A 19,010-nucleotide genomic window follows, 5' to 3' on the forward strand; every position below is an offset into this window, starting at 1 on the left:
GAGAGTCGAAGCATAAAGCTTACGCGCGCGCAACGCGATACGCGGCGCAGCGCGCTTGGGACCTCAGGCCGTCCCGAACTTCTGCGCATACAGCTCGCAAAGCCAGTCGACGAACACGCGCACGCGCGGCGACAGCTGCCGCCGGTACGGATACATCGCGGACACGACCAGCTCGCGGCTCGTCCATCGCGCCAGCACTTCGACGAGACGCCCCTCGCGCAGTTCGTCCTCCACATGAAAACGCGGCACCTGGATCAGCCCGCAACCGCGCAGCGCACAGACCACATTGTTTTCCGCGTCGTTGACCGACATCCAGCCGCCGATCGCGTACTCGCGAATTGCGCCGTCGACGGTCAATTCGAACGGATAGTCGCTGCCGCCGCCGCTCGCAAAGAATCGCACCGCCTGATGCGCGGCAAGTTCTTCGGGATGCCGCGGCGTGCCGTGCCGCGCCAGATAGTCGGGGCTCGCGCAAATCACCTGCGGCATCGACGCGAGGCGCCGCGCCACGAGACTCGAATCGCGCGGATTGCCGGCGCGTATCACGCAATCGACGCCTTCCCGCACCAGATCGACAAGGCGGTCGCCGCTGCTGACGACGAGTTCGACATTCGGATAGCGGCTGCGAAACTCGTCGATGCGCGTTAGCACGATGCGCGTCGCATGCGTGCCGTGCATATCGACGCGCAATACGCCGCGTGGATTGGACGCGACATGGCGTAACGACGCTTCCGCATCGTCAAGTTCGCTGAGCACCTGCACGCAGCGCTCGTAAAACGCCTGACCGTCTAGCGTGGGCCGCACCTGGCGCGTGGTCCGCTCGAGTAGACGCGTGCCGAGCCGGGCCTCGAGTTCCTTGATCGCGTAGGTCGCCGTCGCGCGCGGAATGTCGAGCATGTCCGCGGCGCGGCTAAAGCTCTGTACTTCGACGATCCGGGTAAAGAGCTGCAGTGCGTCGAGTCGGTCCATGGGGGTCTTTATTCAGTCGAATGGAATGATGGTGCGCAACTAACGCCTATTTATCACATTCGTAGAATTTTTTCCCGAAAGCACGACTCCATTATTGAGTCTCATTGAATTTAATTGCCAATCGACGGCCATTTATCCTGACCGGCTAAATGACAACAATGCTCATCAAGCAGACACCATCCATATCACTTGAGGAGCAGACATATGTCCACCACCACCCAGAAAGTGGCGATCGTCACCGGCGGCTCGCGCGGCATCGGCCAGGCCATCGCCATCCGGCTCGCGGCTGACGGTTTCGCCATTGCCATTCACTACGCAAGCAACGGCGCCAAGGCGGAAGAAACCGTCCACGCGATCCGCACGGTCGGCGGCACGGCGATCGCGATTCAGGGCGACGTCAGCGACCAGCACGATGTCGCGCGCCTGTTCCGCCAGACCATGCACGAGTTCGGCCGCATCGACGTCGTGGTCAATAGCGCCGGCGTCATGCCGATGGCGAAGATCGACGTCGATAACCTCGGCACACTGGACAAGACGGTCACGACGAACCTGCGCGGCGCGTTCAACGTGATGGCGCAGGCGGCCGCGCATCTCGACGACGGCGGCCGGATCATCGTGCTCTCGTCGAGCGTCATCGCGAAGTCGTTTCCCGGCTACGGCCCATACATCGCGAGCAAAGCCGCCGTCGAATCGCTCGTGCCGGTGCTCGCGAACGAGCTGCGCGGTCGCGCGATCACCGTCAATGCGATTGCGCCGGGACCGGTCGGCACCGACCTGTTCCTCGAAGGCAAGTCGGAAGAGCTGATCACGTACCTCGCGAAACTCGCGCCGCTCGAACGGATCGGCAAGCCCGACGAGATCGCCTCGGCCGTGTCGTTCCTCGCCGGCCCCGACGGCGCATGGGTCAACGCACAGGTCGTGCGTGTGAACGGCGGCTATGCATAAGCGCTCGTATCAGAACGCTCACACTCGAAAAAATGGGCAAGGCGCCGAAGCGGGAATAGACCCACGAGAGCCGCGACCAGACCAGAACCGCACGTTCCCGCATAAAAAGAAAATTGGCCGTGCTTACGGAACATGCTAGAAATTTGAAAGCAGCATACTGGCGCTCCATCTGGCGGTCCGGCGGCCAGGCGCTCCGGTGCTGCTTTGCCTTCGTTCGCAGGATGCTTGCGCCGGCGGATTTACCTTTCCCACAATAAGCTTTCACGGAGGTCGCTCAATGTCGTCTCCTGGTCCGTCGCGCAAGCCTAACCCTCATCCGCTTCCGGCCTTAGCCGCCATCGCGCTTATCGTCGTCGTGCTGTTGCTGCTGTTCGCATGGGCAGGCGGTTGGCTCACGCCGAACCGCACGAGCGGCTCGACCCTCGTCAACATCCTTCAATTCAATGCCGGCAGGATCTATCCGGGTTTCAGACGCGCGCATGCGAAGGGCATCTGCGTAAGCGGTCACTTCGAGTCGAACGGCGCGGGCACGGCCCTCTCCAGCGCCGCGTTGTTCACGCAGGGCTCGGTGCCCGTGATCGGCCGCTTCAACACCGGCAGCGGGGTGCCGACCAGCAACGACGACGAGCAGATCTTTCACGGGCTCGGCTTGCGCTTCCAGTTGCCCGACGGCGAGGAATGGCGCATGGCGCTCGACCAGACGCCGATTTTCATCGTATCGAAGCCGGCCGACTTTATCGCGCTGCAGGTCGCATCGAAACCGGACCCGGCCACGCACAAGCCCGATCCGGACAAGATGAAGGCGTTTTTGTCGACGCATCCTGAGACGGTGCGCTTTCTCGACTGGCTCGGCAAAAATCCGATGCCGTCGAGCTTCGCGAACGGCACGTATCACAGCATCAATGCATTTCGCTTCACCACCGGCACCGGCACGATCCGTTATGTGCGCTGGCAGTTCGAACCCGAACAGCCGTTCACGGCGCTCGACAAGAGCAAGGCGAGCGCGCTCGGGCCGAACTTCCTGTACAACGACCTGCTGCAGCGCGTCCACAACGGTCCGGTGAAGTGGCACATGATCCTGATACCGGCCAACCCCGGCGATCAGACCGACAACGCGACGATCGAATGGACCCCTGATCATCAGCGCATCGATGCCGGCACGCTCGTGTTCGATCAGATCGCGACGGAAGAAGACGGCAACTGCCGCGACTACAACTACGATCCGCTGATTCTGCCGAAGGGCGTCGCGCGTTCCGAAGACCCGCTGCTGCCCGCGCGCTCGGCCGCTTACTCGGCCTCGTTCAGGCGCCGCGCGGCCGAAGGTCCGCGCCCTGATGCCATCACCATCGAACTGCAGAAAAACGGAGGCGCGCAATGAACACGCCGAACAATGTCTCGCGGCAGGCTCCCGTCTCGCCGCCCGCCCCCGCCCGCCGCCTCGAAGGCGAGCGCTTCGTGCTGCCCGCGCGCATCCTGCACTGGCTGATGGCGATCCTGATTCTCGCGATGCTTTATGTCGGCGCGGGGATGGTGTCGACGGTCAGCGCCCGTTATCCGGAGTTGCTCGCGTGGCACCGGCCGCTCGGCATCGCGGTGCTGATTCTTGCGCTGATCCGTCTCGGCGTGCGGGTCACGCATCGCCCACCGCCGCTGCCCTCCGATCTGCACCCGGTGCAGGCGGCCGGAGCAAAGGCGTCACACTACCTGCTCTACGCACTGATGATCGCGATGCCGCTGATCGGCTGGGCGATGCAGTCCGCGGGCGGATACCCGGTCATCATGTGGAAAGGCTTCGAGCTGCCGCCGATCCTGCCGCACGATATCGTTGTCTACGGTCAGTTGCGCCGTGCGCACGGCTTGCTCGGCTATGCGTTTTTCCTGCTGATTCTCGGGCATATGGCCGCCGGGCTGATGCATGCCTGGGTTCGCCGCGACGGTGTGTTCGAGAGCATGGCCGGCGGCGGCGATTCGTAGGATCTCCGTACCGCGCCTGAGGGCTCGTGCGCGCGCTGCAACCTTGGCCTGTTCGGCCGCGCGGCGGCGCATATCTTCGGTGGTTTCTCCGTTGCCGTCGGGCAGCCAGCCCGGCGGCCGGAAGATATGTTTCAGCGCGACGCCCACATTCCGCGCGTTCACCACATCGCGCACGAGCGACGTCCAGTGCTCGAATTCGACGACGAACGGATTGCGCGAATGCGTCGGCGTGACGAGGCCGTAGCGGCACGGCAGGTCTTTACGCTCGCCCACATACGTGCCGAACAGCCGGTCGAAAATAATCAGTACGCCGCCGTAATTCGCATCGAGGTATTCGAGATTCGATGCATGATGCACGCGGTGCGCGGACGGCGTGTTGAAGATGTATTCGAGGAATCCGAGCTTCGGCGTCCACGTATTGTGAATCCAGAACTGGTACCAGAGGTTGATCGACAGCACGAGCATGGCGATATGCGGCTGCACGCCGAGCCAGACGAGCGGCACGAAGAAGAGTCCCATGCCGGAGAAGTTGGTCGTCCAGCCAAGCCGGTAGGCCGTCGCGAGCGTGAGCTGGTTCGGCGAGTGGTGGACCGCGTGGGTCGCCCACATCAAACGCACGCGGTGCGCCGTGCGGTGATACCAGTAGTAGCAGAACTCCTGCGCGAGAAACACGAGCAGCAGCGTCGGGACCGAATGCATTGCGACCGTATGGATGCGGTGGCGCCATGCGAACGCGAGCATCGGCGCCGCGAGCGTGAACGGCACGAGGTCGATCAGCTTGCGGCCGACGATGTCGATCAGCGACAGCCGCATTTCATTCCAGTCGAACCGCTCGCCGCCGCGGTGCTGATGCCGCCATTGAAGCACGAACGCCTCGATCAGCGATATGCCGACGAAGACCATCGTGACGATGTAAGTGAGCTTGAGAGTAGGTGCCATGATCGTAGAGAGAGCAAACAGTTTCAGGGCCGGGAAAGTCGCGTCGGCTGGCTGAATTGCTGCGTGCGCGCCGTCGCGTCCCACACCGGCACTCTAGAAAGCGAAGCGGTTAAAAACCATCGACAAACTATGTCGAGGTGTGTCATGGCTTGGGCGCTTACGGGCAGGGGCGATGGCGCGGACATGGCGCCGCCGCGGCGACCATACGGCGACATACGGCGACATAAGTTTTGCGGCAACGGGCGGCCGCTCACGCGGTCGCCGCGATCTGCGCGACCGCGGCGACGGTATGAACTGATGAATGGGAAGTAAAGCGCGGGAAGCCTGAAGAAGGCCGAGGGAAAGCGAAAAGAAAGCGTGCTGCCGGGGTCAGCGCAACGATGCTGGCAGCAGATTCCACTGCCGTATCGCGCGAATATCGCGCTCGAAACCGAGGATGCTGACCGACGCGGTGTCCAGGTATAGATGCGCGCCGAATCGGACCGAATTCGCGACCCAGCATCCTGCCAGCGAGCGCAGGAAATGCGAATGCGAGAAGAGCGCGGTGCGCCCCGGCATCGCGAGCAGGCGCTCGATCAGCGCGCTTGCGCGCGCCTGCACCTGTTCGGCGCTCTCGCCTTCCGGAATCGGCGAATGCCAGACGGTCCAGTCGGGCGCGCTTTCGCGAATCTCTTTGGTGGTGCGTCCTTCGTAGATGCCATAGTCCCATTCGCGCAAGTCGGGCTCTATCTGAACGTGCTCGCCAAGCCCAGCGAGATGACAGGTGTCGAGCGCGCGCGAGCGCGGGCTCGAAAAAACCGAGTCGAAATGCACGTCGCGAAGCAGCGGGACAAGCGCGCGCGCCTGCTCGCGCCCATGTTCGGTCAGCGGAATGTCGGTGCGACCGGTGTGATTGCCATTGCGGCTCCACTCGGTTTCGCCATGACGGATCAGCCAGATCTCGCGGTGGCTGGTCGACTCGTGTTCATGTTCTGCGGCGGTGTTCATCGTTTGACTCCCTGATTCATGGCTCATTCGCGTACCGCATTAGCGTAATGCCGGTGTGAGCAGGTCGAAGGGGCAATCTCGCGGTGTTCGATTTTATGTCAGCGGCGCAATCGCCGCCTCCGCACGGGCGAACGCCTGATGGGCATTGGTGCGGACTCACCGTGCAATCTTTTATTATCGAGGAGGCGTCCACTTTAACGGGTGTGCTTCATGCGAAGCGGATCGACAGGATCGTATCGACGTTGGGCCGGTCTTTGCCAGTGCGGCGGCGTGTGCCGCTGCGGGTGCGACCACCGGATTACGCAGCAGATCTGCACGCGCCTGACCGAACAGATGTCGCGGCGGTCGGTGCTTCGAGCGCTGGGCGCGAGCTTCGCCGCTGCGGCAATGGGATGGGCGCCGGCGGCACTCGCACAGCCGGCGGCGCGTCCCATCCTCCTCAAAGGCGCGCGCCTTTTCGACGGCAAAGCGGCCATGCTGATCAACGGCCGCGACGTGCTCGTGGAAGGCAACCGCATCACCGCCCTGGTGCCGGCGGGACAAACTATCGACAACGCACAGGTCGTCGATTGCACGGGCACGGTCATCATGCCGGGCCTGATCGACGTGCACTGGCATTCGCTTCTCGCGGCCATTCCGCTCAACGTCGCGATGACGTCCGACGTCGCGTATGTGCATCTCGTCGCCGCGCAGGAGGCGCAGCGCACGCTGATGCGCGGCTTTACGAGCGTGCGCGACGTCGGCGGTCCGTCGTTCGCGCTCAAGCGCGCCGTCGACGAAAACCGTTTGCCGGGGCCGCGCATCTATCCTTCGGGCGCGATGCTCTCGCAGACCGCGGGCCACGGCGATTTTCGCTTGCCCAGCGATTTACCGGGCAGCGCGCTGTGTTCGCTCAGTGCAGCCGAAGTGGCCGGTGTGTCGTCGATCGCGGATGGCGTGCCCGACGTGCTGAAACGCACGCGCGAGCAGCTGATGCAGGGCGCGAGCCAGATCAAGATTATGGCTGGCGGCGGCGTGTCGTCGATGTTCGATCCGCTCGATTCGATCCAGTACACGCCGGCCGAAATGCGCGCGGCCGTCGATGCAGCCGCCGATTGGGGCACCTATGTGTGCGCGCATGTCTACACATCGGCCGGTATCGATCGTGCGCTGACGTGCGGCGTGAAATCGATCGAACATGGCCAGCTCGCCAACGAGGACACGGTAAAACGCATCGCCGATGCGGGCGCCTGGTGGAGCATCCAGCCGTTCCTCGCCGACGAGGACGCAAACCCGAAGTCGAACCCGATACAACAGGCGCAGCAGCGCGAAATCGCGCAAGGCACGGTGCGCGCATTCGAACTGGGCCAGAAGCACAAGGTGAAGATGGCCTGGGGCACCGACATTCTGTTTTCACCGGCCGGAACGGCCACGCAAGGGCGGCAGCTCGCGAAAATCGCGCGCTGGTTTTCGAATGCCGACGTGCTGCGGCTCGCGACAAGCCGCAATGCGGAACTGCTCGCGCTATCGGGAGCGCGCAATCCCTATCCGGGCAAACTCGGCGTGATCGAAACGGGCGCGCTCGCGGATCTGCTGGTTATCGACGGCAATCCGCTCGAGAACATCAATCTGATCTCGGACCCCGAGGCCCATATGAAGATCATCATGAAAGATGGCCGCATCTATAAAAACACGCTTGCGGCTTGATGACGGAACGAAAGGAACGGCCGATGTCACCCGGAAATGGTCCGTGCGGTTTCATAAACGACGACTGCATGGAACGGCGACACTGCTCGTTGATTCGACGCATCGACCCGCAAACAGGACATTGAATGGGTCATTCAAAGGAGTGCAAATATGCAATCGAAGACCAAACCGCATTCGACTATTGCCGCATGGGCGGCGACGCTTCTGCTCACCCTATCGGGTGATGCGTTCGCGCAAAGCGCCGGATTGCCGCCTGTGCAAACGCAAGGCGACATCAGTTATGTCTCGGGCGGCATCGGCCACGACGAGGCCGAAGCGCTGCGCCACGATGAAAACCAGTGGCCGCTCGCAATCGGCTTCTTCGGCCCGACCGCCGACTATCTTGCCGACGTGCACGTGCGCATCGCCGATTCCAAAGGTACCGAACTCATGCAGGCCGATTCGCGCGGACCTTATATGCTGGTGAAACTGCCTGCGGGCAGCTATAACGTTTATGCGCGCTACAAGACCGAAGAGAAGCATCAGATGGTCAATGTGTCGGGCAATGGGCACCAGCGCGTGTCGTTCCGCTTCAGCATCCAATAATGCGTTCTCACGGCGTGGACACGGAGGGCATCATGCGGCTCGATTCGATCAGAACAACAATCGCTGTGGTCGTTTGCGGCGCGCTGCTCGCCGCGTGCGCGTCCCAGCAGGAACGTGCGAGCGCAAAGGACGACATGCTCGCCGCCGCGGGCTTCACGATTCTGCCGGCCAACACGGCTCAACGCAGGCTCGAATTGCAGACCTTGCCGCCGAATAAGGTCGTACAGAAAGTTCAGGGCGATAAGGTCGTGTTCCTTTATGCGGACCCGTATGCGTGCGGATGCCTCTATATCGGCGATCAGGCCGCGTGGAATACCTATCGCAAGCAGCAGTTCGAGGCGAACCTCGCGCGCGAGCAGCAGATGACCGCGCAGATGAACGAACAGGCAGCGTGGGATTGGGGCCCGTGGGGACCGGGGTGGTGGCGGTATTGATGCAATGCGCCGCGGTGATGCGCGTTTGATGCGCTGGGCATCGGACGCGGTGCTCGTACGCTTAAGTGCGCAGTCGCGGTGCGAGCGACGTGAGATAAAGCGTTATCGCGGCGCAATTGCGATTGCGCCTCTGACGAACGCATGCGCCAGCATCACGCCTCCGATCGCAACGACGACCACGCCGATCATGCGTGCAACACGCCCGCCGTTCGGCGCGAGCCGTTCCGCGGTAATCGCCGCGGTGACGGCCGCCATCACACGCAGATCCATCATGCCGGCTGCAAGCAGAACCGCCGTCGAGCCCGCGCAACAGCATGCGCAGTGAAGACCGCGGCGCACTCCATGGCGCCATGCATGTGCGACATCCGCTGCGGCGGATGACCGCCCCCGCCCCTGCTCTACCACGCAATGCGACGTATCCCGGCAGCACGCCAGATGACGCGCCCTCCATGCACTGAACTGCAGCATGCCGGCAATCAGCACCGCCGCGCCAATCGCCACTGGAACACTGCGCGCAAACGCGGGCCACTGCATCGCGAGCCCGGCCAAGGCAGCGCCCGGTGGAAACACGGCAGCGCCGAGTGCGGCCCAGACCATGAAGTAGCCCAAGCCGACGCAAGCCGTCAGACGCCCCGCGCGTGAATGTCCCAGACGGCCGGCCGTCTCGTGATAACGCCACAGCATCGGCGCAAGCGACGGCAGCATCATCGCGACCATCATCACGATCCACATGCCGATAAACGATGCCGCCGCGCGCGGCCACGTCTGTCCGCACATCCGCGACCACGTCATCGACATCGACCAGCCGCCGGGCATCGGCGTCTCGCCCATCGCCGACATCGAAACGCATGCGATTGCCATCAGCGCCGCGCTCGCGATAAACAGCGAGGCGCAGACGCCGAAGAACAGACGCCGCGAAGCCGCTGTCGACAACGACGTGGTCGAACCTTCGCTGCCGCCCGAGGCGGCGGTGGTGTCAATGGCGGCGACATGCCATTCAAGCCGCCGCGCATCGGTTGTGCGGACAACGTTCACGATTCACCCCACCGCTTTCCCTTGGGTTCCGTGCCGATTTCCTTGTTTGTCACGCGTGTCATTCTTGTCGTATTTGTCGTATTCGTCGTGCCGGCGCCACCAGACGCCTGTTTCGTTGCGCCCTTTCGGCGCACGGTCGAGCCACTGATACATGCCCCACACGCCGTCCACGCCACGCGCGTAGGTCGAGTAAGCGTGATAGACCACGCTATCCTCGAGCACGAAAGTACTGACGCCCGGCCGGTCGAGCGAGTAAGTCGCCGCATCGGTGCCGCAGCGCGCGGCGAATTCGGCGACGGGCGCGGGCGGCGGCGTGACATCCATCGCATGGCCGCCGCGTTCGTAGTTGTAGTCGACGCTCCCCGAGCGCTGCTGTTGTTCGGTGAACGACACGTTGAAGTCGAAGTTGAAGTCGCTGTCGACCGACGAGGCCCACGGGAACGACCAGCCCATACGCTGCCGGTAGGCATGCAGTTTGGCGAGCGGCGCGCGCGACACCGCGGTCAGCATGACGTCGTGATGCGCGAGATGGACCGCGATGCCGTCGAAGCCATCGGCCACCGCCGAGCACGACGGGCAGCCGGCCTTGTAGTCGGGCCCGAACATGAAGTGATAGACGATCAGCTGCGAGCGCCCTTTGAAGAGCTCGGGCAACGTGACCGTTCCGTCATCGGTGTCGAAGCGATAGGTCTTGTCGATGCGCACCCACGGCAGCGCCTGGCGGCGCCGCGCGAGTTCGTCGCCGCGCCGCGTGTATTCCTTTTCCGCTTCGAGCAGATCGACGCGGGCCGCGAGCCATTGGTCGCGCGTGGCGGTTGCATGTGTCGTCATTTTGCGTTCCTCCTTTCGGTATCCTTCGTCAGATGTTCGGCTAACGAAACAGCGGAACCAGCGTGGCGCCGATGTCGTGATGCCAGACTAATGCGCGCAGCCGCCATGGAGGGAGTGACAAGTGTGTCGGGATTCGTATAGATGGACTCGCTGATCACCTCGGCGGCGCGCGCCCTCGCCGCCGGCGACCCGCTCGGCGCGCTCAATCGCGTTGCATTGCGCGACGACGCGCCGGCGCTCGCGCTGCGCGGCATCGCGATGGCACAACTCGGCGAGTTCACGCGTGCACGAGTGCTTGTGCGCAGTGCAGCACGCGCCTTCGGCGCGCGGGAGGCAGTCGCGCGTGCACGATGCGCGGTGGCCGAAGCGGAGATCGCGCTCGCGTTGCGCGATCTGCACTGGCCGACTAAAGCGCTCGACGCGGCCTGCGCGACGCTCGACGCGCACGGCGACCGCGTGAATGCGGCGCATGCGCGATATCTGTCGGTCCGTCGGTTGTTGCTGATCGGCCGCCTGCAGGACGCCGCGCGCGCGCTTGGCGCGCTCGATCCTGCCGCGCTGCCGCCGGCGCTCCGTGCCGCGCATGAACTGATGGTGGCTGGCCTTGCGATGCGGCGGCTGCAAAGCGAGCCGGCCCGTGCGGCGCTCGCGCGCGCCCGGCAGGCTGCGCGCGAAGCCGGCATTCCCGCGCTGAACGCGGAAGTGGCGAGCGCGACGCGGTTGCTCGAGGCGCCCGCCGCACGGCAAATCGTGCGAGGCGAAGAACGGCTGCTATTGCTCGATGAAGTGGAAGCCGTGCTCGAATCGCCGGCGCTGGTCGTCGATGCGTGCAGGTACGTGGTGCGCGATGCGCATACGGTGGTGTCGCTGGCGCGGCGGCCGGTGCTGTTCACGCTGGCACGCGCGCTTGCCGAAGCATGGCCCGCCGACGTGCCGCGCGACGTGCTGATCGCGCGTGCGTTTCGCACGAAGCACGCGGACGAAACGCATCGCGCCCGGCTGCGCGTCGAGCTGGGGCGCTTGCGCTCGATGCTGCGGACCTTCGCCGGCATCGACGCGACGCAGCGCGGCTTCGTGCTCGCGCCGCGCGGCCCGCGCGAGGTAGTCGTGCTCGCGCAGCCTGTCGAAGGCGAGCACGCGGCGCTGCTCGCGTTTCTGTCCGACGGCGAATCGTGGTCGAGTTCGGCGCTTGCGCTCGCGTCGGGCGCGAGCCAGCGGACTGTGCAGCGCGCGCTCGAGCAGCTTGCGCAGACGGGCAAGGTGCAGTCGTTTGGGCAGGGACGCGCGCGGCGCTGGATGACGCCGGGTGTGCCGGGGTTTTCGGCGATGTTGTTGTTGCCGGCGTTGCTGGAGGGTTGAACATCCGCCTGCAACGTAGCGCCTGCAATCCAGCCAAACATCTCAATCCGAGATACACCAAATCACATCAATTCATTTTTTAAGATACGGGTTTACGCCTATCCTACGTTGGACGTCAGTGCGGCGAGCAAAACGCAAGCGCGTGACAAGCATTCATTGATATTGATGTGATTAAACGTCGTGTGTCGCCGCACCATGTGAACCAGCGGCGAGCCGCACCCCAACATGAAGGTTCAATGGCTCTTTCCGTCAACACCATGAAGCAGGCACCCGTGCCGCAGCCCGCACCCGCCAGCTACGTCGTGCGCAACCAGTCGTACTGGAAGCGCAATCTCGCCGTCTGCGTGTTCGGCTCGTTCACCACGCTGGTGAGCCTCTCGATGCTGCTGCCGTTTCTGCCGCTCTATGTCGCGCAGCTCGGCGCGAAGTCGCCGGCCGCGGTCGTCCAGTGGTCGGGCGTCGCGTTCGGCGCGACCTTTTTCGGCACCGCGATCACCGCGCCGGTCTGGGGGCGCCTCGCCGACCGCTTCGGACGCAAACCGATGCTCGTGCGCGCCGCCATCGGCATGGCCGTCGTGATGTCGCTGATCGGCGTCGCGCACAACGTTGCCGAGCTCGTCACGCTGCGTCTGATTGCCGGCCTGGTCGGCGGCTATGCGTCGGCATCGATCGTCATGATCGGCACGCAGGCACCGCGCGAGCGCGCCGGCTGGGCGCTCGGCGTGCTGTCGACGGGCGCCTTGTCGGGCAACCTGATCGGGCCGCTCATCGGCGGCTTCCTGCCGGACCTCGTCGGCATTCGCGGCACATTTTTCGTCGGCGGCGCGATGATTGCCGTCGCCGCCGCCGCGACGATTTTCCTCGTCCGTGAAGACTTCGACCGCCACGCCGATACGAAGCCCAGCGCACATTCCGCCGGCGCGCACAATCCAGCCGCGCATCGCCTGCTGATCGGCGTGCTGCTCATCACCGCGATGATGGTGCTGTTCGCCAATATGTCGATCGAGCCGATCATCACCGTCTATGTCGGCCAGCTCGGCGTGCCGCACGAGCATCTCGCGCGCATGGCCGGCATCATCATGGCGGCGGCCGCATTCGGCAGCATGCTGACCGCGCCGCGTCTGGGCGCACTCGCCGATCGCATCGGCAGCTGGAACGTGATCATCGGCTGCCTCGCGGTGACCGGCCTCGTCATGCTGCCGCAGGCGTTCGTCACGCAGTGGTGGCAACTCGCGCTGCTGCGCGGCCTGATGGGCATGACAATCGCGGGCCTGCTGCCGTCAATCGCGAAGATGGTGCGGCATCTCGTCGACGAAAGCCATTCCGGCAAGACGCTCGGCTATCTGCAATCGGCGCAGTTCTCGGGCCAGGTGATCGGCCCGCTCGTCGGCGGACAGATCGGCGCGCATGTCGGCATTCATCAGGTGTTCTTCGTGACCGGCACGCTGCTCGTGCTGTGCGCGGGGCTGAACTACTGGGTGCATAAGCGGGACGCGTGAGGCGCGGCGCGTAGATCGCGGGCCGCACACCGTGCGGCATCGGTCGTCGCCTCCCGGTGAATCGTGATTCACGGATTCAAGCATTCAAGAATTCACGACGGTCTTGTTACTCCCCTGCTCCGCTGTCGAACGGCTAGGATGCGTGCATCGACCATCCACATCGGCCGCACAACCGAGGAGCCCGCCATGAAACGATCACCCGCCGAAGTCGTTCACGAATACGGCCCGTTCCCCGGGGTCGACAAGGTGCACGGCGTCACGTACGACGGCACGCGCGTCTGGATCGCGGCCGGCGCATCGCTCAAGGCATTCGATCCCGCCAGCGGCAACACGCTGCACTCGATCGACGTCGCCGCCGACGCGGGCACCGCCTTCGACGGCCGCCACCTGTTCCAGATCGCCGACAGCCGCATCCAGAAGATCGATCCGCAAACGGGCCGCGTGCTTGCAACGATTCCGGCTCCAGGCAACGGCGGCGATTCGGGGCTGACGTGGGCCGAGGGAACACTGTGGGTCGGCGTGTACCGCGAACGGAAGATCCATCAGATCGATCCGCAGACCGGCGCGATTCTGCGCACGATCGAATCGAACCGCTTTGTGACGGGTGTCACGTGGGTCGATAACGAGCTATGGCACGGCACGTGGGAAGGCGACGAGAGCGAATTGCGGCATATCGATGCGCAGACCGGAGAGGTGCGCGAAAGACTCGACATGCCTGAAGGTACCGGTGTGTCGGGGCTCGAATCGAACGGCGCCGACCTGTTTTACTGCGGAGGCGGCGCGAGCGGCAAGGTGCGGGCGGTGCGCAAGCCGAAGAAGTAAGCGCCCCGTCGCCCCCGCCCGCGGCTCGCTCAATCAGAAGGGCGCATCGCCTTCGATCGTCGTTCGATACATTTTGCGCCGCAGATGGTCGGGCGTACCCGCCGCAAGATGCATCAGCGAGCGGTTGTCCCAGAACACGATATCGTGTGCGCGCCATGCGTGGCGATAGAGATGTTCCGCCCGCACGCTGTGCGCAAACAGCTCATCGAGCAGCGCACGGCTTTCGTCTTCGGGCAGGCCGACGATGCGCGTCGTAAAGTGCTCGCTGACGAAAATCGCCTTGCGGCCCGTTTCCGGATGCGTGCGAACCACGGGGTGCACGACCGGCTTCACTTCGGCGATCTGTTCCGGTGTCAGGTTCGGGCGCCACGGGCTGCGCGCCTGCAACTCCGCATAGCGCGCGAGATACGTATGCTCGGCGCGCAGTCCAGCGACCGCTTTGCGCAGATGCTCGGGCAGCGAGTCATACGCCGCGTGCATGTTCGCGAAGAGCGTATCGCCGCCTTCGGCCGGCAGCTCCTGCGCATGCAGCAGCGAGCCCATGCTCGGCTTTTCCTTGTACGACAGGTCCGAATGCCAGAAGTGGCCCGCATCGCCGAGGCCAATCGGTTTGCCGTTCTCGACGATGTTCGACACGATCAGCACTTCCGGATGGCCAGGCAACGCGAACTGGCGCAGCACGTGGCTCTGCAGCGGGCCGAAACGGCGGCTGAACGCAACGTGTTCGTCGGGCGTGATGCGCTGGTCGCGGAACACCAGCACGTGGTAGTCGAGGTGCGCGCGATGGATGCGCGCAAAGTCGATATCGGAGAGCGGTTGGGACAGATCGAGACCAATCACTTCGGCGCCGAGCGGCGCGTCGAACGCAACGATGTCGAAGTCCTGCTGAAGCCGGGCGGATGGATTCGCAGACTCCGCGGCAAAAGCGGGAGTGGACACGAAAGGTGCTCCGTCGAAAGAAAACCGTGAATCTACGGCGGTGTGTTGCTGTGCGTCAACGAAGCAAAAGGGATACGTTTATACGCGGATGTCATAAGGGCGTAAGAACGTAAGGGCGCGCGGGGCACGGCAACGGCGAACGAACCGCCGCTTTCGAACAGATTTTGTCGCACCGCCCTGTCATTCCCTCGCTCCAGCAACGACCAACACATGCCCATCCTCATACGGAGTTCGATCATGTTCCGTCGTCTGTTCACCAGCATGGCCGCTTTTGCCACGTTGCTTGGCGCACTGCCCGCTGCAAACGCCGCAACGCCAGCATCAGCAGCACCCATAACCCGCCCCGTCGTCGTCGAACTCTTCACCTCCGAAGGCTGCTCATCCTGCCCACCGGCCGAAGCCTTCCTCTCCGAGCTCAGCCATCAACGCGACGATCTCCTGCCGCTCGCATTTCACGTCACTTACTGGGACGGCCTCGGCTGGAAAGATCCCTATTCGCTCGACCTCGCGACGCAGCGTCAGGAGGCCTACACCCGGCAGTTCGGCGACTCATCGTCCTATACGCCCGAGATGGTCGTCGACGGCGCGGTCGGCTTTGTCGGCTCGAACCGCTCGACAGCGGAAGTGGCGTTTCGACAGGCAAAAGATGCGGGCGCAACGGCCGCGACGGTAACCGGCGTGCGCCACGGCAACGCGATCACGGTGACGGTCGGCGGCGGCGCGGGTAGCGCGCGCGTCGTGCTGGTCGGCTACGATCCGCAGCATGTGACCGCGATCGGCCGTGGCGAAAACGGTGGACGCACGCTGACCGAGTCGAACGTCGTGCGCTCGCTCGAACCGGTCGGACAATGGTCGGGCAAGCCCGCCGTGTTCAATCCGCCCGCGCCCGCCGGAGAAAAAACGGCGGTATTGCTCGAAGCGCCCGATGGCCGGATCGTCGGCGCCGCGCGCGTGTCGGATGCACAGTAGATGCGCCGGCGCACATCCACACCCGCACGTCCACACCATAAACAACTGGCTATATCCAGCCAAAGTTTGTTTAATTATTCCTGACCGGGCGCACCACCCTACACTCAGGAGATTCACGTCCGGCGGGCCCGTGCAACCGAGTCCCGCCGGCAGCAGGCACAGCCTTCGCTACGCAGCTTCAGCCGCATCTCAAGCTGCATCCCCTCAAAACCTCTCCAACGCAAAGGAGATGATGCCGGCCAGCCCGGACATCAGCCCCCATGTCCCCGACCCTCATCTACACGCACGACGCCTGTCTGAACCATCAACCGGGCCCCGGCCATCCCGAGTCGCCTGAGCGCCTGAAAACCGTGCTGCGCACGCTGCGTGCGCCCGGGTTCGAAGCGCTCGAATGGCGCGAGGCGCCGCTCGGCACGATCGAACAGGTCGAACTCGTGCATAGCCGCGACTTTATCGATGAAGTGGCCGAGATCGCGCCGAAACAGGGCTATGTGCCGCTCGATGCCGGCGACACGGTGATGTCGCCGGGTTCGTGGGATGCCGTGATGCGCTGCGTCGGCGCCGCGTGCGCGGGCGTCGATGCGGTGCTCAACGGCGATGCGCGCAACGTGTTCTGCGCGACGCGCCCCTGCGGCCACCACGCGGAACCGTCGCGCGCAATGGGCTTTTGCATCTTCAATCAGGCGGCGATCGCCGCAGCCTATGCGTATGAAGTGCATAAGCTCGAGCGCGTCGCTGTCGTCGACTTCGACGTCCATCACGGCAACGGCACTCAGGCCGCGTTCTTCGATCGCCCCGAACTGTTTTATGCGTCGAGCCATCAATCGCCGCTTTATCCCGGCACGGGCGCGGCCTCCGAAACCGGCGTCGCACATAACATCGTCAATGTGCCGCTGCCGCCCGGCTGCGATTCGGCGAATTTCCGCGCGCGTATCGCCGCCGCGATGTTGCCCGCCGTGCGCGACTTCAATCCCGAACTCATCATCATCTCCGCGGGCTTCGATGCGCACCGTCTCGATCCGCTCGCCGGCCTCGGTCTCGAAGACGACGATTTCCACTGGGTCACACGCGAGCTCGTCAAGATCGCCGACGAAACCTGCGAAGGCCGTGTCGTGTCGATTCTCGAAGGCGGTTACAGCATGGAAGGTCTCGCCAACGGCACGCGCGCGCATGTGCTCGCGCTAATGGGCGAGGAGGCATAAGTCCCCGCGTAGTCTCGCGAGGACCGTACCGGGGTGCCCGACGTGGATCGCCGATTGCGGTGATACTCACACCTTCGCCAATCAACATCGCGAGGGCACCTTCATGGCATTCGATTTCAACGGAAAGCGCGTCGTCGTTGCAGGCGGTTCACGCGGCATCGGCCGCGGTATCGCACTTGCGTTCGCGCAGTCCGGCGCCGCGGTTTCTGTGTGCGCGCGCAATCCCGACAGTCTGAAAGCCATCGATGCCGAATTGCGCACGCACGGCCATCCCGTTCATACCGCGACGTGCGATCTCGCGGTCGCCGAGCAGATCGCCCGGTATATCGCCGCGGCAGGCGATGCGCTCGGCGGCATCGATATCCTGATCAATAACGCATCGGGTTTCGGCGGCGGCGATAGCGAAGCCGGCTGGGAGGCGGGCTTTAATGTCGACCTCATGGCGACCGTACGCGCGGGGCACGCCGCGCTGCCGTTCCTGCGGCAATCGGAGAGCGGCGCGATCGTCAATGTGACGTCGATTGCGGCGCTTCACCCAAGCACGCGAACCACGTCGTATGCGGCAATCAAGGCCGCGGTCGCGCACTACACGGCCTCTCACGCGCTGGCGCTCGCCCCCGATCGGATTCGCGTGAATGCGGTCGCGCCGGGTTCGGTCGAATTCCCGGGCGGCTCATGGGAACAACGCAAAACCACCGATCCGAAGCTCTACGAAGGCACATTGCGCCACATCCCTTACGGGCGCTTCGGCACGCCCGACGATATCGCCAACGCGGTGCTGTTTCTCGCGAGCCCCTACGCGGGCTGGGTCACCGGTCAATCGCTGGTGGTCGACGGCGGACAGACGCTGACGTAATTTATACCGCGGCCGCAATCTGCTCACGCAGCCATTGATGCGCCGGGTCGCGATGCGAGCGCTCATGCCAGAGCATCGTCATCTCGTAGCCCGGCACATCGATCGGCGGCGCGCACGCCTGCAGCTGACCGGTGTCGCGCACGAGCCGCGACGGCAGCATCGCAACGAGATCGCTCCCGGCCAGCACCGACTCCACCACCAGAAAATGCGGCACCGATAGCACTACGCGGCGCTCGAGCCCAACCGCGGCGAGCGCATCGTCGGTGACACCGTGAAAGGCGCCGCCGCCCGGCGAGACGATCACGTGCTCGAGCTTGCAGAACTGCGCAAGCGTGGGCCGCCGTTTGAGCTTCGGATGGCCCGCACGGCTGACCAGCACGTACTGCTCCTTGAATAGCGGGCGCGCGCGCAATTCGGGCGGCGCGTCGTCGGTCGTATGAAACGCAAGATCGAGTTCGCCCTGTTCCGCCTGCTTCGCGGTGCGGCCCGGAATCAGCGGCAGCACCGCGAGCCGCGTACGCGGCGCCGCGCGACGTATCGCATCGAGCGCGGGTAGCACGATCGTCATTTCGCCATAGTCGGCCGCGCCGACGCGCCAAGTCCGGTCGGCTGCGGCGGGATCGAACGGATGCTCGGGCGCGATTGCGCGCTCGAGCGATTCGAGCGCCTGCCGCAATGGTTCGCGCAGCGAAAGCGCGCGCGCAGTCGGCCGCATGCCGCGCGGGCCCGGCAACAACAACGGGTCGCCGAAAATCTCCCGTAGTTTCGCCAGATGAACGCTGACCGACGGCTGCGAAAAATTGAGCCGCTGCGCCGCGCGCGTGACGTTGTGCTCGGCGAGCAGCACGTCGAGCGTGACCAGCAGGTTGAGGTCGAGACGCCGTAACGTATTGTCCACGTATTACTTTCTCCAATACCTCAAATTCGTACAATTCATTTCAAATATACCTGACGAAGGCCTACGCTGCGTGCATTGATC

The 19,010-nt window shown here is 64.2% G+C and carries 17 protein-coding genes and 2 pseudogenes; 12 read left to right on the forward strand and 7 right to left on the reverse strand.

The genetic code is table 11. The annotated features are described in order from the left end of the window. Window positions 1-63 precede the first annotated feature (63 nt). Window positions 64-969 (reverse strand): LysR family transcriptional regulator, encoded by a 906-nt coding sequence (locus tag KZJ38_RS17555; protein ID WP_219797464.1) that lies wholly within the window; start codon window positions 967-969, stop codon window positions 64-66. A 204-nt stretch (window positions 970-1,173) separates the two neighbouring features. Here KZJ38_RS17555 and KZJ38_RS17560 point away from each other — a divergent pair, with 204 nt between their 5' ends. The 3 genes from KZJ38_RS17560 to KZJ38_RS17570 all read left to right on the forward strand — a co-directional run bounded on the left by KZJ38_RS17560 (window position 1,174) and on the right by KZJ38_RS17570 (window position 3,888). Beyond that, window positions 1,174-1,914 carry an SDR family oxidoreductase gene (locus KZJ38_RS17560; RefSeq protein WP_219797465.1) on the forward strand — a complete coding sequence of 247 codons (741 nt, stop codon included), beginning with the start codon at window positions 1,174-1,176 and terminating at the stop codon, window positions 1,912-1,914. 277 nt (window positions 1,915-2,191) lie between these two features. Next, a complete protein-coding gene (locus tag KZJ38_RS17565; RefSeq protein ID WP_219797466.1) occupies window positions 2,192-3,292 on the forward strand; it encodes a catalase family peroxidase in 1,101 nt (366 codons plus the stop codon). Between the two features lie 107 nt (window positions 3,293-3,399). Continuing rightward, window positions 3,400-3,888 carry a cytochrome b gene (locus tag KZJ38_RS17570; protein WP_246641796.1) on the forward strand — a complete coding sequence of 163 codons (489 nt, stop codon included), beginning with the start codon at window positions 3,400-3,402 and terminating at the stop codon, window positions 3,886-3,888. Between the two features lie 336 nt (window positions 3,889-4,224). Here the strand turns inward: KZJ38_RS17570 and KZJ38_RS17575 are convergent. Beyond that, window positions 4,225-4,827: pseudogene (locus KZJ38_RS17575) on the reverse strand (sterol desaturase family protein); the annotation flags it as partial. A 369-nt stretch (window positions 4,828-5,196) separates the two neighbouring features. Then, window positions 5,197-5,814 (reverse strand): histidine phosphatase family protein, encoded by a 618-nt coding sequence (locus KZJ38_RS17580; RefSeq protein WP_219797468.1) that lies wholly within the window; start codon window positions 5,812-5,814, stop codon window positions 5,197-5,199. Window positions 5,815-6,162: 348 nt separating this feature from the next. Between KZJ38_RS17580 and KZJ38_RS17585 the strand changes: the two genes are divergently transcribed. The 3 genes from KZJ38_RS17585 to KZJ38_RS17595 all read left to right on the forward strand — a co-directional run bounded on the left by KZJ38_RS17585 (window position 6,163) and on the right by KZJ38_RS17595 (window position 8,519). Continuing rightward, entirely contained in the window at window positions 6,163-7,500 is a 1,338-nt protein-coding gene (locus KZJ38_RS17585) for a metal-dependent hydrolase family protein (protein ID WP_246641526.1), read from the forward strand. 150 nt (window positions 7,501-7,650) lie between these two features. Further along, entirely contained in the window at window positions 7,651-8,085 is a 435-nt protein-coding gene (locus KZJ38_RS17590) for a carboxypeptidase regulatory-like domain-containing protein (RefSeq protein ID WP_219797470.1), read from the forward strand. Between the two features lie 32 nt (window positions 8,086-8,117). Further along, window positions 8,118-8,519: a hypothetical protein gene (locus KZJ38_RS17595; RefSeq protein ID WP_219797471.1), complete on the forward strand. Its 402-nt coding sequence runs from the start codon at window positions 8,118-8,120 to the stop codon at window positions 8,517-8,519. Window positions 8,520-8,621: 102 nt separating this feature from the next. Here the strand turns inward: KZJ38_RS17595 and KZJ38_RS17600 are convergent, their stop codons facing one another. Next, window positions 8,622-9,554 (reverse strand): DUF2182 domain-containing protein, encoded by a 933-nt coding sequence (locus KZJ38_RS17600; protein ID WP_246641527.1) that lies wholly within the window; start codon window positions 9,552-9,554, stop codon window positions 8,622-8,624. 78 nt (window positions 9,555-9,632) lie between these two features. Next, a pseudogene (locus KZJ38_RS17605) lies at window positions 9,633-10,385 on the reverse strand (DUF899 domain-containing protein); the annotation flags it as partial. Between the two features lie 141 nt (window positions 10,386-10,526). Here KZJ38_RS17605 and KZJ38_RS17610 point away from each other — a divergent pair. The 3 genes from KZJ38_RS17610 to KZJ38_RS17620 all read left to right on the forward strand — a co-directional run bounded on the left by KZJ38_RS17610 (window position 10,527) and on the right by KZJ38_RS17620 (window position 14,065). Continuing rightward, window positions 10,527-11,744, forward strand: a complete 1,218-nt coding sequence (locus KZJ38_RS17610) for a helix-turn-helix domain-containing protein (RefSeq protein WP_219797473.1) — start codon at window positions 10,527-10,529, stop codon at window positions 11,742-11,744. 236 nt (window positions 11,745-11,980) lie between these two features. After that, on the forward strand, window positions 11,981-13,243 hold the full coding sequence (locus tag KZJ38_RS17615) for an MFS transporter (protein WP_219797474.1): 1,263 nt from the start codon (window positions 11,981-11,983) through the stop codon (window positions 13,241-13,243). 186 nt (window positions 13,244-13,429) lie between these two features. Next, on the forward strand, window positions 13,430-14,065 hold the full coding sequence (locus KZJ38_RS17620; RefSeq protein WP_219797475.1) for a Vgb family protein: 636 nt from the start codon (window positions 13,430-13,432) through the stop codon (window positions 14,063-14,065). A gap of 33 nt (window positions 14,066-14,098) precedes the next feature. On the opposite strand, the gene KZJ38_RS17625 is transcribed toward KZJ38_RS17620, so the two are convergent. Next, window positions 14,099-15,004 (reverse strand): TauD/TfdA dioxygenase family protein, encoded by a 906-nt coding sequence (locus KZJ38_RS17625; RefSeq protein WP_219797476.1) that lies wholly within the window; start codon window positions 15,002-15,004, stop codon window positions 14,099-14,101. Window positions 15,005-15,241: 237 nt separating this feature from the next. On the opposite strand from KZJ38_RS17625, the gene KZJ38_RS17630 reads away from it, so the two are divergent. The 3 genes from KZJ38_RS17630 (at window position 15,242) to KZJ38_RS17640 (ending at window position 18,031) form a co-directional block, all read left to right on the forward strand. Then, window positions 15,242-15,973 carry a DUF1223 domain-containing protein gene (locus KZJ38_RS17630; RefSeq protein ID WP_219797477.1) on the forward strand — a complete coding sequence of 244 codons (732 nt, stop codon included), beginning with the start codon at window positions 15,242-15,244 and terminating at the stop codon, window positions 15,971-15,973. 260 nt (window positions 15,974-16,233) lie between these two features. Beyond that, a complete protein-coding gene (locus KZJ38_RS17635) occupies window positions 16,234-17,175 on the forward strand; it encodes a histone deacetylase family protein (RefSeq protein WP_219797478.1) in 942 nt (313 codons plus the stop codon). Between the two features lie 103 nt (window positions 17,176-17,278). Beyond that, window positions 17,279-18,031 carry an SDR family NAD(P)-dependent oxidoreductase gene (locus KZJ38_RS17640; protein ID WP_219797479.1) on the forward strand — a complete coding sequence of 251 codons (753 nt, stop codon included), beginning with the start codon at window positions 17,279-17,281 and terminating at the stop codon, window positions 18,029-18,031. Between the two features lies 1 nt (window position 18,032). Here the strand turns inward: KZJ38_RS17640 and KZJ38_RS17645 are convergent, their stop codons facing one another. Beyond that, entirely contained in the window at window positions 18,033-18,929 is an 897-nt protein-coding gene (locus tag KZJ38_RS17645; protein ID WP_219797480.1) for a LysR family transcriptional regulator, read from the reverse strand. Window positions 18,930-19,010 lie beyond the last annotated feature (81 nt).

It is taken from the genome of Paraburkholderia edwinii (assembly GCF_019428685.1).
GTDB classification, from domain to species: domain Bacteria; phylum Pseudomonadota; class Gammaproteobacteria; order Burkholderiales; family Burkholderiaceae; genus Paraburkholderia; species Paraburkholderia edwinii.